The organism is Martinezella sp. CNPSo 3732 (assembly GCF_057784515.1).
The window spans coordinates 138,736-153,109 of the sequence record NZ_JBXSOO010000013.1; the positions used below are offsets into that span (position 1 = coordinate 138,736).

18 protein-coding genes are annotated in these 14,374 nt (G+C 60.3%); 6 read left to right on the forward strand and 12 right to left on the reverse strand.

Features of this window, described 5'->3' with window-relative positions; translation table 11 throughout:
• Window positions 1-9 precede the first annotated feature (9 nt).
• Complete coding sequence (locus AC13RM_RS20765; protein ID WP_374820827.1) at window positions 10-483, forward strand: methyltransferase family protein; 474 nt, start codon at window positions 10-12, stop codon at window positions 481-483.
• 416 nt (window positions 484-899) lie between these two features.
• On the opposite strand, the gene AC13RM_RS20770 is transcribed toward AC13RM_RS20765, so the two are convergent.
• The 5 genes from AC13RM_RS20770 to AC13RM_RS20790 all read right to left on the reverse strand — a co-directional run bounded on the left by AC13RM_RS20770 (window position 900) and on the right by AC13RM_RS20790 (window position 5,082).
• Window positions 900-1,430, reverse strand: coding sequence for a VOC family protein (locus AC13RM_RS20770; RefSeq protein WP_285175466.1), 531 nt, complete (start codon window positions 1,428-1,430; stop codon window positions 900-902).
• A gap of 99 nt (window positions 1,431-1,529) precedes the next feature.
• Window positions 1,530-2,378 carry an alpha/beta fold hydrolase gene (locus AC13RM_RS20775; protein WP_374820830.1) on the reverse strand — a complete coding sequence of 283 codons (849 nt, stop codon included), beginning with the start codon at window positions 2,376-2,378 and terminating at the stop codon, window positions 1,530-1,532.
• A gap of 51 nt (window positions 2,379-2,429) precedes the next feature.
• Window positions 2,430-3,254, reverse strand: a complete 825-nt coding sequence (locus AC13RM_RS20780) for an oxidoreductase (RefSeq protein WP_285175464.1) — start codon at window positions 3,252-3,254, stop codon at window positions 2,430-2,432.
• The gene (locus tag AC13RM_RS20785) at window positions 3,254-4,150 is read right to left on the reverse strand and encodes an NAD(P)-dependent oxidoreductase (protein WP_440477677.1); all 897 of its coding nucleotides are present in this window, start codon (window positions 4,148-4,150) and stop codon (window positions 3,254-3,256) included. The genes AC13RM_RS20780 and AC13RM_RS20785 overlap by 1 nt, the downstream gene beginning before the upstream one ends.
• A 179-nt stretch (window positions 4,151-4,329) precedes the next feature.
• Window positions 4,330-5,082: an alpha/beta fold hydrolase gene (locus tag AC13RM_RS20790; protein ID WP_440477678.1), complete on the reverse strand. Its 753-nt coding sequence runs from the start codon at window positions 5,080-5,082 to the stop codon at window positions 4,330-4,332.
• A 137-nt stretch (window positions 5,083-5,219) separates the two neighbouring features.
• Between AC13RM_RS20790 and AC13RM_RS20795 the strand changes: the two genes are divergently transcribed.
• A complete protein-coding gene (locus AC13RM_RS20795; protein WP_440477679.1) occupies window positions 5,220-6,080 on the forward strand; it encodes a LysR family transcriptional regulator in 861 nt (286 codons plus the stop codon).
• Window positions 6,081-6,585: 505 nt separating this feature from the next.
• Here AC13RM_RS20795 and AC13RM_RS20800 read toward each other — a convergent pair.
• A complete protein-coding gene (locus AC13RM_RS20800) occupies window positions 6,586-7,026 on the reverse strand; it encodes a lipid-binding SYLF domain-containing protein (protein ID WP_095433713.1) in 441 nt (146 codons plus the stop codon).
• A gap of 305 nt (window positions 7,027-7,331) precedes the next feature.
• On the opposite strand from AC13RM_RS20800, the gene mug reads away from it, so the two are divergent.
• Window positions 7,332-7,913, forward strand: a complete 582-nt coding sequence (gene mug / locus AC13RM_RS20805; protein ID WP_440477681.1) for a G/U mismatch-specific DNA glycosylase — start codon at window positions 7,332-7,334, stop codon at window positions 7,911-7,913.
• Between the two features lie 47 nt (window positions 7,914-7,960).
• Here the strand turns inward: mug and AC13RM_RS20810 are convergent, their stop codons facing one another.
• Window positions 7,961-8,146 (reverse strand): alpha/beta hydrolase family protein, encoded by a 186-nt coding sequence (locus AC13RM_RS20810; RefSeq protein ID WP_440477682.1) that lies wholly within the window; start codon window positions 8,144-8,146, stop codon window positions 7,961-7,963.
• Window positions 8,147-8,200: 54 nt separating this feature from the next.
• Window positions 8,201-8,749: an NADPH-dependent FMN reductase gene (locus AC13RM_RS20815; protein WP_440477683.1), complete on the reverse strand. Its 549-nt coding sequence runs from the start codon at window positions 8,747-8,749 to the stop codon at window positions 8,201-8,203.
• A gap of 271 nt (window positions 8,750-9,020) precedes the next feature.
• Here AC13RM_RS20815 and AC13RM_RS20820 point away from each other — a divergent pair, with 271 nt between their 5' ends.
• Window positions 9,021-9,395, forward strand: coding sequence for a DUF4180 domain-containing protein (locus AC13RM_RS20820; protein ID WP_440477684.1), 375 nt, complete (start codon window positions 9,021-9,023; stop codon window positions 9,393-9,395).
• Window positions 9,396-9,412: 17 nt separating this feature from the next.
• The gene (locus AC13RM_RS20825) at window positions 9,413-9,964 is read left to right on the forward strand and encodes a GNAT family N-acetyltransferase (RefSeq protein WP_440477685.1); all 552 of its coding nucleotides are present in this window, start codon (window positions 9,413-9,415) and stop codon (window positions 9,962-9,964) included.
• A gap of 36 nt (window positions 9,965-10,000) precedes the next feature.
• Here the strand turns inward: AC13RM_RS20825 and AC13RM_RS20830 are convergent, their stop codons facing one another.
• Together AC13RM_RS20830 and AC13RM_RS20835 are read right to left on the reverse strand one after the other, a co-directional pair.
• Entirely contained in the window at window positions 10,001-10,564 is a 564-nt protein-coding gene (locus tag AC13RM_RS20830; protein WP_440477686.1) for a methylated-DNA--[protein]-cysteine S-methyltransferase, read from the reverse strand.
• A 137-nt stretch (window positions 10,565-10,701) separates the two neighbouring features.
• Window positions 10,702-10,839: a hypothetical protein gene (locus AC13RM_RS20835; protein ID WP_440477687.1), complete on the reverse strand. Its 138-nt coding sequence runs from the start codon at window positions 10,837-10,839 to the stop codon at window positions 10,702-10,704.
• A gap of 211 nt (window positions 10,840-11,050) precedes the next feature.
• On the opposite strand from AC13RM_RS20835, the gene AC13RM_RS20840 reads away from it, so the two are divergent.
• Window positions 11,051-11,662 (forward strand): 2'-5' RNA ligase family protein, encoded by a 612-nt coding sequence (locus AC13RM_RS20840; protein ID WP_162738228.1) that lies wholly within the window; start codon window positions 11,051-11,053, stop codon window positions 11,660-11,662.
• A gap of 22 nt (window positions 11,663-11,684) precedes the next feature.
• Here AC13RM_RS20840 and AC13RM_RS20845 read toward each other — a convergent pair whose 3' ends face one another.
• Together AC13RM_RS20845 and AC13RM_RS20850 are read right to left on the reverse strand one after the other, a co-directional pair.
• Window positions 11,685-13,328 carry a SulP family inorganic anion transporter gene (locus tag AC13RM_RS20845; RefSeq protein WP_488555476.1) on the reverse strand — a complete coding sequence of 548 codons (1,644 nt, stop codon included), beginning with the start codon at window positions 13,326-13,328 and terminating at the stop codon, window positions 11,685-11,687.
• A gap of 89 nt (window positions 13,329-13,417) precedes the next feature.
• Complete coding sequence (locus AC13RM_RS20850) at window positions 13,418-14,299, reverse strand: LysR family transcriptional regulator (RefSeq protein WP_488555488.1); 882 nt, start codon at window positions 14,297-14,299, stop codon at window positions 13,418-13,420.
• Window positions 14,300-14,374 lie beyond the last annotated feature (75 nt).

The window sequence follows — 14,374 nt, forward strand, 5'->3', positions numbered from 1 at the left end:
GAGATGAACATGGCCGTAGAATCGGACAGCGCGGGTGTGCGCTTCCCTCCACCCTTCATCTATCTGGGAGCGCTGCTGTTGGGGCTGGCGGCGGAGCGGTTCGTCACCCTGCGCTCCGTCGGCATCGACTGGCGGTTGCTGATCGCGGCAGGCGCGCCGCTGTTCGTTGCCGGCGCGGCGGTGATGCTTGCGGCGGCGGGGCTGTTCCAGCGGCTGGGCACCAACGTTCGGCCGTCGCAGCCGACGACCCTCATCGCAACGAAAGGTCCTTATCGGTGGACCCGCAATCCCATGTATCTCGGCATGGCGCTCATCTATGCAGGCCTCGCGATCGGCTTCGACGCGCCGATCGCCTTGGCGTTGCTCCCGTTGGTGCTGATCGCAATCCAGACGCAGGTGATCGCCCGTGAGGAGCGCTATCTCGAGGCGAAGTTCGGCGATGACTACCGGCGCTACAAGGCCGAGGTTCGCCGCTGGCTCTGACTATTCCGCCGCTGCCGCTAAGGGGTCTCCGCTTCCTGAGGGGCGTCTTTGGTCGATCAGTGGGTCCGGAAAGGCGATCGGCTTCGATAGATGCTGAAACCGCACAGAAAATGTTCGTGCTATTTTTCCCTTTGAAATCAAAACTGCAGCGGTTTGACAGCCCGTGGGTCGGCTTTTTGCACGGCAAACGAATGAAAAACCTAGTTATATCAACCGCTAACTAGATTCAAACAATTGAGTGGGAGTAAGGGATTCATAGTGAGTTGTATCAAGCGCGCGCGGACGAAGGTCAGGCTCACCCGGATGGGCGGACCGCCGGCGCGGTCGATCCATCGCGACTGCGCACTCGTTGAACCGTCCGATAGCGGCGGCATCGCCGCGACTTAACCGATGCGGGTCTTTTCTTCGCGCCCTACTCAGTCGTCGTCCTGCCACCTGCGCAGGTTCGTCTGGTCATGGTAGGCCATGCGATCCGGCGTGGTGATAAACTCAATCGTCGTGCCCCATGGCATGCGGCAATAGCAGACCTTGTTTCCAGGACCTTTTTCGGTTGCGTAGGGAATAGCGCGCGGCGCGGTAAGAGACGTGCCTCCAGCCTTTTCGAAGCGCTCTACTGATGCGTCGATATCGTCGGTGTAGACACCGAAGTGGGTAATGCCGAAGTCGCTCGCTCGAACCGGCTGGGCTTGTTCGGAGCCGTGCATTTCAAAGAGCTCGATGTCAGGTCCGGTTCCGATTTTGACCATCGCCTGCGCGTGCACGACCGTTCCGGGGAAAGCACCCGTGGCCCGCTCGAATTCGGGTCCCTGCCGCGGTGGATCCTGCGGTCCGAAGGACTGGTAGATCACCTGGCCGCCGAAAGCTTCCACCAGGAACGATTTTGCTGCTTCGATGTCGGGTACCGTGATGCCGATATGATTGACGCCGCGAATGACGGGTGCGGTCATGACAGTTTTCCTTTCTTATTTAATCGATCGAACGCGATAGGTGCCGGCGCAACTCGCCTGCGATGTCGTAATTCGACCGGGACGGGGCGGTTCAGAATTTTAATTGGCCTTTAGGAAATCGATCAGAGCTGCCGCTACCTCATCCGGCCGCTCGTCAGCGACATAGTGGCTGCACCGCGCAATCGAGCCGCCCGTCACATTGCTGGCGAACTCCTTGAGCATCGGGACCATATGCGCACCGAAGCGCTGATCCCCGCCGAGACCTAACACCGGTATATCGAGCGGTTGCTTCTTGTACTCGAGCGCGGCCGCATGGTCGGCAGCGAGGGTACGATACCATTCCATGCCGCCGCGCGTGCGGCCAGGAAGAGCCATTGCTTTCGCGTAGATCTCGATGTCCGCCGGATTGAAGGTGCTGTGATCGTAGAACCGCTCAGCCATGAAGGCCGAAACATAATCATATTCACGGCCATGGATCAGGCGCTCCGGTAGATCCCGGTTCATATGGAAGCTGAAGTGCCAGATCTTCGCAGTCGTCGCCTCCCATAGCGTCCAGCCGGGAAGCGGAACATCGAGGACGGCCAGGTGGGTAACAGCCTCTCGATAGATAGCGGCCTGCGGCAACGCTACCATTCCACCTATGTCATGGCCGCACACGGCGTAGCGTTCATGCCCCAGGGCAACCATGACCTCGTGCGCGTCATGCGCCATCGTGGCCTTGTCATAGCCGTCAAGCGGGCAGTCGGAAAAACCCGCACCGCGCAGATCCATGGCCACAACACTGAAATGCTCGGCGAGCAGCGGGATCACATGGTGCCATTCCCACCACGTTTCCGGCCAGCCGTGAAGCAGAAGGATCGGTGGACCGGAGCCTCCCGTGACGGCGTTGATCTTGATGCCATTCACCGGCACCAGCTGCTGGGTAAACCCCTTCAAAGTTGCGATCATGATCACTTTCCAGTCAGATGTTGGCGTTCAAACGGAGTTCGCGGCCAGCGCTCAGGGCTGGTTGAAATCGGTGGCGATGGTGATGTCGCGCCAGGCATCGATATCGCTGCGGAAGGCAGCCAGCTTTCGCTCGGCGATCGCGTGCGCGATCGGGCCGAGCGGCAGATGAAGCGGGGCGTCATCGGCATCGACTGCTTGCAGGATCACCGCGATCGCCTTGTCGGGATCACCCGCCTGACTGCCGTTGTTGGTTTCGCGATAGCGCTTGCGCGAGCTCGCGGCGTATTCCGGTATCTCGTTGGCCGCCATCGTAATCGAACGACCAAGAAAATCGGTGCGAAACGGACCAGGCTCGACGATCAGCACGCGGATGCCGAACGGCTCCAGCTCGCCGGCCAGCGCTTCGGAAATCCCTTCCACGGCGAATTTGGCGGCGTTGTAATAACCTCCGCCGCCGCCGCCCGCGATGCCCGCGCCGGACGACATATTTACGATCGTGCCGCCCGAACGTCGCAGGACAGGCAGAGCGGCTCTGGTGGTTTCGACCAGACCGAAGACGTTCACCTCGAACATCGGCCGATATTCCTCGGGCGTGCCTTCCTCGATCGCGCCGAACAGTCCGTAGCCGGCATTGTTCACGAGTACGTCAAACCCGCCAAAGGTCTCGACCGCCTTTGCGACCGCTGCCTGAGCTGCCCCCGTATCGGTCACGTCGAGTGGCAAAGTGATCATGCGGCCGCCGAAAGGCTCAGCCATTTCCTCAATCGCGTTGACATTGCGGGCCGTTGCGATGACCCGATCGCCGCGCTGCGCCGCAGCGAGCGCGAGCCGCCGGCCGAAGCCGCTCGAGCAGCCTGTGATGAGCCAAGTTTTCATTACTTTTTCTCCGAGTTGTTTTCAGACGACGCCAAGCTGTTGCGGCCACGAACCGTCATGTCGGCCATGATCGACCAGTCTTTCTCGCCGTGGCCCGCCGAGACGGCTTTGCCGAGCCCCTCGCGGACAGCTTCGAGCATCGGGAGCATGCGTCCGATATCGTTGCTGGCCTCGGTCGCCAGGCGCATGTCCTTGAGGGCGAGCTTGGCCTTGAAACCGGGCTCGAATGATCGTTCCGTGATCTGCGCGCTGTAGCTCTCATAGGCGCGGCCCGAGAACAGGGTGCCCAGGATGAGTTCAAAGAAATCCGCACGGTCGAGGCCGACGCTCTCGGTCAGCACGACACCCTCAGCCATCGCCTCGATGGCCATGGCGATCATCATGTTGCAGGCAAGCTTCGCCGCATTCGCCCGAGCAGGGTTCTCCCCCAACTTCCAGACCTTTTTGCCGAGGGGAGCGAGCAGCGGCTCGATGGCGGCAATTGCATCGGCCTTCCCGGCCGCCAGGATGTTAAGCTGGCCGCTCGCCGCTACGTTGGGTCGGCCGAGAACCGGTGCGGACACATAGCCAAGGCCAGCCTCGTCGTGCAGCAGCTCCAGTTCTCGTACGAAGGCGACCGAAATCGTCGATGTGACAACATGGGTCAGCCCTGGTTGCGCGCTTTCGAGCAGGCCGGCATCGAGGATCACCTCGCGAATGGCAGCGTCGTCGGACAGCATCGTAAAGACTGCGTCGGCCTGGAATGCATCCGCCGCGAATTCGACAAGCGTCACCCCGGGGACACTATCCTGGGCGACCTTGCTACGGTTCCAGGCCCGAACATCATGGCCTGCATTCACTAGGTTTAAGGCCATCGCCGAGCCCATACTGCCGAGACCGATAAATCCGATCTGCATGTTCTATCTCCTGTTGTTCGGATGAGAGCTGGGCGCAGGGTCGGACCCGGCCGCCGGGCGATCGTCAGACCGAGACCCGCGCCGATGAGTTGGCCGGCCGCGATGCCGCCACAGGGGGTGGCTTCGGCGCATGTCACGAAACATCCGCAGCCCTGAGCCTGACCATCAGAGCATCGGCTTCATTTGCTCGCTGCTTCGGCGATGACGTCGGCGACTTCGCGCGGATGCGAGATATAAACCGCATGGCTGGCACCGGGCACCTCGGTGACCTTCGCACTTGCCCGCTTGTACATAGACCGCTCTGCCTCGGCGCTGACAGCCATGTCCAGCCCGGCCACGATGCCGTAGCTCGGCTTGGTCTTCCAGGCTGCGTGCTGCGTCTTGGTTCCGAGGATCTTTGCCGAAACCGGCACCTGCGAGTCAGTCATGAAATCCGTCTCGGCCTTGGACAGGTCAGCGGCGAATCCTGCCCGGAACTTTGCGGGATCGAACAGCAGGAAGCCGTCAGAAGTCGGCTTGAACGCGTCCGCGGTCGGACTCGGCCACGTCTCAAACAGATCGCCTACGCCCTCGCCAACATCCGGGACGATGGCCGCGACATAGACAAGTGCCGAAACCTTCGGGTCGACGCCAGCTTCGGTGATGATCTGACCACCATAGCTGTGGCCAACGAGGACGACCGGCCCACTTTGCTGCTCGATAGCGCGGTGAACCGCCTGAACGTCATCCGCCAGCGAAGTGTTCGGTTCCTGAACGACCGTGACTTTCAAGCCCTTGGCGACCAGACGCTCATAAACGCCCCTCCAGCCGCTGCCGTCGACCAACGCCCCATGGACCAAAATCACATTTTGAGCCGGCTGCGCGAAAGCGGAGGGCGCGCCGAACACCACTGCAAGAGCCGCAGCACCGAGATAGAGAGACTTAAGAGACATTTGCCGATCCTTCCGAATGACATGAGGTGATACACGAGCGATGGTCCAATGGACCGATAGTGGAAATCTAGGTGCTTAGATTTGTTCTTTAAGTGACAAAAATGTATTCTCAGCGTTCAGTTTTGTGGGGGGCTAAGATGGAATGGAGTGACGTCAGAATCTTTCTTGCTGTTGCGCGATCCGGCACGCTCGGCGGCGCCGCGCGTTCCCTTCAGACAAGCCATCCGACCGTCGGCAGGCGACTGCGCGCACTTGAGCAGGCGATCGGTCACACGCTCTTCCAACGGACCGCCGACGGTCTTGTCCTGACCGAAGAGGGCCACGGGATCATCGCGCTGGCGGAGCAGATGGAAGAGGGCGCGCTGGCCATGGAGCGCCGGCTTGCGGGCCAGGAGCAAAATCTCAAAGGCAGTCTGCGCGTTTCATCAGCGGACTGGTTCGGGGCCTATGTACTGCCTCCGATCCTGGCGGATTTCTCCAACGCCTATCCCAATGTCGACGTGGAGATCCTGACCGGCACGCGCCTGTTCAACCTTGCCCAGCGGGAGGCCGACGTCGCTTTTCGTATCGTTCCGTTCAACACCGCCGATGTCGTTCAGCGGCGGCTCTTCAGGCTCGAATACGGCGTTTACGTTGCAGAGGAGTCGCCCGATCCCAAATATGGCGACGGAACCGGTTTCCGGCTGATCACCCACGATACGTCGACCGGGCAGTTCCCCGATATCGCTTGGCTCATCGAGAGCTTCCCCAACGCGAGACCTGTTCTGCGATCGAACAACCGCAACGTCCAGGGGCGCATGTGTCGGCAAGGCGTCGGGATCGCCGTCCTGCCCCGCGTGGTCGGCGATCAGATCGCGGGTATCCGCAGACTGGAACTGCCGATGCCGCCGCCGGCGCGAGACATCTGGATGGGATATCACCGGGACCTACGACGTCTTCAGCGTCTTCGTGCGTTCATCTCAACCGTATCGGACCACCTCGTGAACGCGAGTGCATGATGAGCGGTCCGGGGATGATTCAAGGTCCCCGGAGAAACACCAAGATCGCCGTAGTCGTCTCGGTCGGTCGCTCCTGGGCAATCTAGTGTCCCGTTGCCTTGGAATTCGATCGCTGGCAAAGCAGCCGGCCACAGCTTCATGGCGCTGCGTGACTAAGCATGATATGGCTCGAGTGACGGTACTTTTTGAGGTGCCACGAGCGGTGCTGTGGAACGCCAGATCGGTGCTCAGCGGGCGATTGACGTCGACAGATGGCAAAATCGCAGAAATTTTTCGCCGACGATTTTCTCTTTAAAATCAACATCGTAAGGTTTTGACTGCCGAGGGTCGGCTTCCGGCGTCATAGGCAGAAAAACCAATATAGATCAATGACCTAGCTAGGTTTGGAACAATCGAGTGGGAATAAGGATAGCGGCGCTTCCTTCGCGGCTTTCACGAAAAAGGGCCTGATCACTTCGTTTGGCAATCAGGCCCGCCGGGAAAATCATCGATCAAGCGGCAGCTTTTACTTCACCGTGATGCTCAGGCCGCTGATATCGGCGTTGACCTGCAAGCCAACTTGCCGGCCCGTGAGCTCGAGTTTCGCGCCCTTATCATTGGTCATGACGATCACCTGCGCGCCTTTGCCTACCGCGCCGCCACCGCCGGCAGCGCCGTAGACGCCGCCTACATCCCGGGCGCGGCGAATGTTGCGCACTGTGCCCTGGAAATAGGTCTTGGAGGCGCCAAAGGCGAGGCCGCCCGAGATGCCGCCGATCGAGATGGGATATTTGCGACCATGGAAGGTGAGCGTGCCCTCGCCTCCGGAGCCGCCGACGAAGAAAGCCGCCTTGTAGACGGAAAAGCGGATCGTGCCGCTATCGGCATGAGCGGCGCCGGCGAAGCCAATTCCCGCAGCAGCAATAGCGGCAACCGCGACCGAACGAAATCCAGATGAAATCCTCATATTAAGACACTCCTCAAAAGCGCCGCTTACCCAGCCGGCCGGGCACGACGTCAGCGTCGTGTCAAAGTCAGAGATAAACGGTCTTGCACGACCTTTAGTTCCAAAACACATTAAAACAAAGCGTTAGGACCCATCCCGATCGCGGTGAATGGCAGGGTCTATTTCCAACGCAATTGCTTGCTTATAAGGCTTCATGGGCTACTTCATCAACGAAGTCCGCGACAAGCCGCACGATCTATCGGTCAAGGATGACGGACGCGGCTTTCCGCAAAGCCTTCGCCTCCTCTCGCGCACGGACGTTTAATGTGCAAGACGATGCTCCGGCCGAAGGGCTGAGTAATGGGATAGAGAACACGGCACCGGCGGCTGAGCTCGCCGAAATCCTGGCACCGCACCTTTCCGTGATCTTCTGCGGATTGAATCCTGCGCTTACCGCACATCGCGACGGGCATAATTTTTCCAACCGCAGCAACCGCTTCTGGCGAGTCTTGCACCTTGCCGGCTTTACTCCCCGCCTGCTGCGAGCGGAGGAAGAGCGCGAGATGCTGCAATATGGCCTCGGCCTGACATCGGCAGTCTCCCGCCCGACGAAAAGCGCCAGCGAGCTGAAGAAGAGCGATTACATTGCCGCCGCTCCCGTGCTCGAAGAGAAAATCAGGCGGCTTGCGCCGGCAAATCTGGCATTTCTCGGCAAGGCAGCCTATGCGGCCATCAGTCTGCGGGCCGATATCGGATGGGGCAGGCAACCGGAGGCATTTGCCGGCGCCTCGATCTGGGTCCTACCCAATCCGAGCGGCCTCAACCGGGCTTTCGATCTGGCGAAACTGACGGAACATTATCGCGAGGTAAAGCTGGCGGTCGAACGCGAACGGGATCTCCTCCAATAGCCGACGCTTGCCGGTCGGCGATCACTCACGCCGGACTGTCATCGCGATCAGTCATGCTTTTGCGGATCGAGCACGCCGATCGTGTGCAACCACCGTTCCGCCAGCGCCGGCCAATGACTGATGGGAAACTTTTTGGGACGAAGACCGAAGGCGTGGCTGCCTTGCGCATATAGATGCATTTCCGTGGGGACGCCGGCTTTCTGCAATGCGATATAATAGGCGAGCGGCTCCAATCCGTCATGCTCCATCGATCGATCGGGACAATCGACGCCGCAGGGATCGCGCGCTCAGACGCGGCCCAACTCGCCAAAAGCCTGTTCAAGCATGGGTCGCCCCTCGGCAAATTCCGTCGCCGGGTCCACCTCGCCGGCATTCGCTTCGATGCGGCTGTGCGACAGGGTAAAGCCGGGCATGGTTTCGGTGGGCTTCATCTTCAATCCGGTCAGTACCTCATGAAGCTGGGCTGCGCATTTGGCGCCGCCATGGCCGCCATAGGTGACGATCATCGCCGGCTTGCCTGCCCATTCCCGATAGAGATGATCGAGCGCGTTCTTCAATACGGCCGGATAGCCCCAATTATATTGCGGGCTGACGAAGACGAAGGCATCGCCGCTTGTGATCTTTTCGCTCCAGGCCTTGGTGAGATCGGTGCGATAATCACCCGTGGCCGGTATGCCGGGCTCGGCGTCCATCGGCAGAGGCCAATCACGCAAATCGACGATCTCGAATTCGGCCGACAGGAGTTCACGCCCGACCGAGGTCACCCATTCGGCGACCGCGGGGCATATGCGGTTCGGCCTGACACTGCCGATGATGACGAGGACTCTGGATGGCATGGCGTTCGCTCCATATATGTGCATAATACACTTAATTGAAGCAGGCCCGGCTTGTAAAGGTGCAAAATACACATTTTCCGGTGAAAGGCCGAAGGCGGCGTCCCGGTCGTCGCGGTGCTACGCCTTTCCGGCAACTGGCTTCCAACCTCGGCGGAGCGCAGGGATTGCATCTTGTTGGTCTGGGAACGGCATGCGCTACATGATAGCTGTCCTCACCATTCATGCGGAATGGCGAAAATTCCTATTTCAATAGCGGGCAAGTCGAACCAGCATGTACACAGTCAAAGAATTCTCCGGCCAAAAAATCGTCATCGGCGATGACAACGGCCCGCTCCTCGCCAGCGAGAGGGACGTGAATGACTGGATCAGCGCTGCATGGGACGCTGAAGCCCAGCTGGTGGTCGTTCCGACATCACGGCTGAGCGAGGAGTTTTTCCGGCTCTCGACCCGCATCGCCGGCGCGATCATCCAGAAATTCGTCAACTATCGCTCGCAGCTCGTCATCGTCGGCGACATCTCCGGATGGATCGCGGCCAGTAACGCCCTGCGCGATTTCGTGTATGAATCCAATAGAGGCCGTGAAGTCTGGTTCCTGCCCGATCTGGATGCGCTTGCGGAACGCCTGCAGCAGAGTGCCCGAAGCTAAATCAAAGGTCTGCCTTTATGGAAGTAACGCTTTCCCCGCCGCGACTGGAAACCGAACGGCTTATACTGACGGGACATACGCTCGATGACTTCGAGCCGCTTGCGGGCATGTGGAGCGATCCTCTGGTCGTGAGGCATATTTTCGGCAATGTGGTCTCCACGTCCAGGGAGTCATGGATGCGAATGCTGTCCTATCATGGTCTCTGGCCGCTGCTCGGGCATGGTTATTGGGCAATCCGCGAGAAATCCTCCGGCCGCTATGTCGGCGATCTCGGCTTTGCCGACTTTCACAGGGTGATGGAACCGCCGATCAGGGGTATTCCGGAGGCCGGCTGGGCACTGGCCGCGTGGGCGCATGGCAAGGGCTTTGCCACGGAGGCCCTTGCGGCGGCCGTCGGCTGGCTCGACCAGCAGCCGCGATTTGACCGCAGCGTCTGCCTGATCTCGCCCGACAATGCGGCCTCGATTCGTGTTGCCGAAAAAGCCGGCTATGGCGATCCGAAGCCGATGCGCCTCAATGACAAGCAGACGCTGCTGTTTTCCCGCGCCCGTCAGGCGCCAAAGGAATAGGACGGCCAGCTTTAGCCGCACACCCGATCGTCTGGCTCAAAACGCCAGCGATTGCTGCACCGGCTTCGGCGGCGCCAGTTGGACACCTTCCAGCTCCAGCATGCGAGCCTTGGAGTTGGAGCCGCCCGGCGCGGAAAAGCCGCCGATCTTTCCGCCCGCGGCCAGGACGCGGTGGCAGGGGATGATCAGCGCCACCGGGTTCTTCGCCATGGCCTGCCCGACATCGCGCGCGGCTTCCGGCCCTGCGCCAAGCTGCTTGGCCAAGGTTCCATAGGTTGTCGTGTGACCCCAGCCGACCTGCCGGGCGGCATCGTAGATCTGCTTGAAAAAAGCATCCTGCTCGCCGAGGTCGAGCGTAACGTCGGAAAAGTCGATCTCCTCACCGGCAAAATAGCGCTTCACCTTGGCGACCACTCCCGCAATCTCCGTGCTCGGCGTGCCGGGCTGCGCGTTTGGCAAACGCCGCAGAAGCAGGCGTTCTGTCGCGCCAGCATCCTTGGTCGGCAATTGAAAGCGCAGCACGCCGACATCATTCCAGGCGATGCCGCAGAAGCCGCCGGCGGTTTCGAAGATCAGGTAATTCTGCCTTGTCTCGTTCATGACGAAAGCTCCCGTGTTCCACTTGTCATGAAAATCGTCCTCGGAAGCCTCGAATTCAACCCGATTCTTGCAAAGATCGACAAGTGCCACCGTTTTGACGGCGGCCGAATGGCTTCAGGGCGATTGACAGAACAGGATCAATATCCGCCGCCAGTCGGAGGCGCGTTCAGCGTCATGCCGCCGCCGGAATTGTGATCTCCCGACGTGGAGCAGGAAGCAATACCAAGGCCGATGAGAGCGAAAATAACGGCCGCAAAGACTGATCTGGTGAACATGATCGTGGTTCCTTTAGGTGAGATTGGGCACGCAGGCCCGAACCTGGAATGAACAGATCAGGCTGTCCTTTTATTCGATCGCTTTTTGAAACGAGGGATGTCGCCGCCCTCAATGTTCTTGTTTTGTTCTTGAAATCATGGCCGTTGAGGCATATGCTTTGGAGATCGGAAAACAAAAGGAGGCAGAGCCACACCGGCTTTGAATGAAGCCATGCAGCACGCCGATCAGTTGTCATTCAATCTCGGCAAACCGCCCATTAATCGCGCGGGCAAAAGCCCGCCAAAGCGCCGGCAAGCACTCTACTTTGCCGCTTTACCGGACCCGGAAACCGCTAAATTGGCTGCTGAAATGACCGTAGGCCAAAGTCGGCGAAACGGGTTGATACGCACAGCGAGAAAGCATGATCTTTATCATGCCACCGTCTATCCCATCGACATCGTCGCTCGCTCACAGGAGGAAGCCACCTTCGCTGCGTTGGAGGCCGGCTCAACCATCTGCTTAAAATCGTTTCCCTTGATATTCGATCGGGCAGGCACATTCGGCAACGGCAACAACCGTCAATATGTGCTCTGGTGCAGGGATGGAAACGAAGGGCTAACGACACTTCGTCGGGAACTGGATGCTGCAATGCAAAGCATGGGCTTTGAAAGCAACATATCTGGGTCGTTCCAACCCCACATGACGCTATTTTATTGCAACCACATTCTTCCCGAAGTGATTTTGGAAGCGCCGATCGCTTGGACGGTCAAAACGTTCACGCTGGTCAACAGCTTTCAAGGTGACGGCGAACATGGCCATGTCTGGCATTGGCCATTGTTCTAAATCCGGGTTCTAAGTCTGGCGCTTACGGTTTCGGAACAGCTTCAACTGTCGCTATCACAGCCACCACGGCATCATCGACGCTGAAGCTGCAGCGTTTGTCGACGTCGGCAATGCCGGCGACCGTCATGAGATCGCGAACTCGGTCATGCACCCGGGCAAACTGCAGGCGGAGCCCGGCTCGCTGCATTGCGCTGTCGAACTCCATCAAGGCGTCCATCGCCGTGCTGTCGATATCGGAGCTTTCTTCCAGGCTGAGAATAGCTGCCCGCAACCGGCCTTCCTTGCGGCTGCCGGACAATATCTCGCCGAAGATCGTATCGGCGTTGCCGAAAAACAGGGTTTCGCCGGGACGCCAGATGGCAATGCCCGGTATCTCGGCGGCATCGTCATGCCTGCTGACATCGACGAAGTCATGGCTGTTGTTGAGCCGTCCCAAACGGGCAATATACGGGGATGCCAAGCGATGCATCATGGCGGCAAGCGAGAGGGCGATTGCCAGCAGCATGCCATTGAGGACGCCGAAAGCAAGCACGCCGACCGCAGCGCCCAGTGCCACGTAGAAATCGCGATGCAGGCGGCGCAGCCGCAGGATTGGGCTGGGGTCGAGCGCATGAGTCAGAGCCGCGATCACGACGGCGGCCAGCACCGGTTCCGGCAGAAGCGCCACCAGCGGTCCGGCACAGGCAATCAGGATCGCCAGGCCGATTGCAGCGAAAACGGTCGTCGCCCGCGTCTTAGCTCCCGCCGCCTCGCTGGCGAAGCCGGCCGAAAAACCTGCGCCAACCGGCATGCCCTGAACGACGGCGCTGGCGAGATTGGCAGCGCCCAGCGCACCAAGCTCGCGATTGACCTCCAGCGTCTCGCCATACCGAAGTGCCAAGGCTCGCATCGTTCCCCAGGACTCGGCAAAGAGGATAAGGACGAGCGGCACGGTGAACTGCACCAGCCGCGAATAGGCGGCCCAACCGGCATCCGGCAGCGACGGCCATTGCGGCAGGATCTCAATGGGGCCGACCAGCTTGACGCCATGGCCTTCCAGGCCGAACAGATAGGAGGCGAAGATGCCTGCGGCGAGCACGAGGAAAGCGCCGGGAATGCCCGGCAATCGCTTCAAGAGCAGCAATGCCGCCAGCGCGACGATGCCGACGGCGACGCTGATCGGATTCCACTGGAGGATAGCGCCGAAGAGTGCAGCGGCGTAGGTCAGGATATTCGAGCCCTGCACGGGCACGCCGACGAGGATCGGCAGCTGATGCAGGATGATGGTGATCGCCAGCCCGAGCGCGAAGCCGCGCAGGACCGGCCGCGAGATGAAACCGGTGATGCCGCCAAGGCGCAAGGTACCGGCGATGACGAAGAGAATGCCGGCGAGCGCCACGGCAACCGTCGCAAGAGCCGCCTTGACCGTGGCATCACCCGGCATCACCGCCAAGGTGGCGGCCAAAATGGCAGCAGATGAGGATGTGGGGGAGACGACGGCAAAGCGGCTGCGGCCGAATATGGCATAGACGAGACATCCGGCGATGCCGGCGAGGATCGCACGATGCGGCGGCAGGCCGGCGATGCCGGCGTAAGCGACCGCTTCCGGTAGCATCAGTCCGGCAACCGAGATGCCGGCGACCAGATCCGCCCTATCTACCACGAACCAACTGCCCAGCTTCGTCATCGATCACCGACCGTAAGTGTGGCCCATCCATGTATGGATAGAGATTCGCCCTAGGGCCGCAACAGAAAAATGCGAGTTGGAATTTGGGCTTATGCGGCGCTATCCACGGCGCCCCGTAACGGGCAGCTTTGACCGACGACATCCGCAACGAAGTCCATAACCGCCCGGATGGCGGGCGAGCGGCGGAGATCGGGATAGGTGACGAGCCAGAGGTCGCGCGTCGGTGACGGGATCTCCGCCGGCAGGCGCACCAATCCTGCCTCGCGATCGCCCAGAAATCTCGGAAGCGCCACGACTCCCAGTCCGGCACGAGCAGCCTCGAGCTGGCCGAAAACATCGGAGGCGCGGAAGACGATCGGACGACCGTTCAGCAGACTGCGAAGCCAGGTCTGCTGGGTCAGATGCTCCATCGCCGCATCATAGCCGATGAACGCCCAGTCCTCCTCCGGCGTTTGCGCCACGGGCGGGATCGCATAGAGACCGAAGCGCATGGCGCCGATACGCCGTACCAAGAGATCGCTTTCCTCCGGCCTGGTCATGCGCAGGGCGATGTCGGCCTCGCCGTAATTGAGCGCGACGCTGCGTGCAATGCCGGCAATGGTCAGCGTGATATTCGGATGATGGGAATGAAACAGCGCGGCTTTCGGCGCCAGGAGATGGGCGGCGATCGATGGCGGTGCGCTGACCTTGACTGCAGCGGAAAGCCCGGACACCGCACTTTTCGAATAGCGTCTGATCGCCTCGACATTTTCCTCCATACTTGCCACCAGTTCGGCGATGGCGCGGCCATCAGCCGTCAAGGGCGAGGTGCGTGGCCGCCGGTCGATGAGGCGCAGGTCGAGCGCCCGCTCCAACGCCGCAATGCGCCTGCCGACCGTTGCGTGGTCGACACCCAACTCGCGCGCCGCCGCAGAGAGGGAGCCGGTTCGAGCGAGAGCGGCGAAATGGTGAAGGTCCTGCCAGTCGATCATCGGTGCATTATTGCACAGATATGGTGAGTTCATACCGAATTTATTCCCATGACGATTTGTGATCAAAAATCGCCC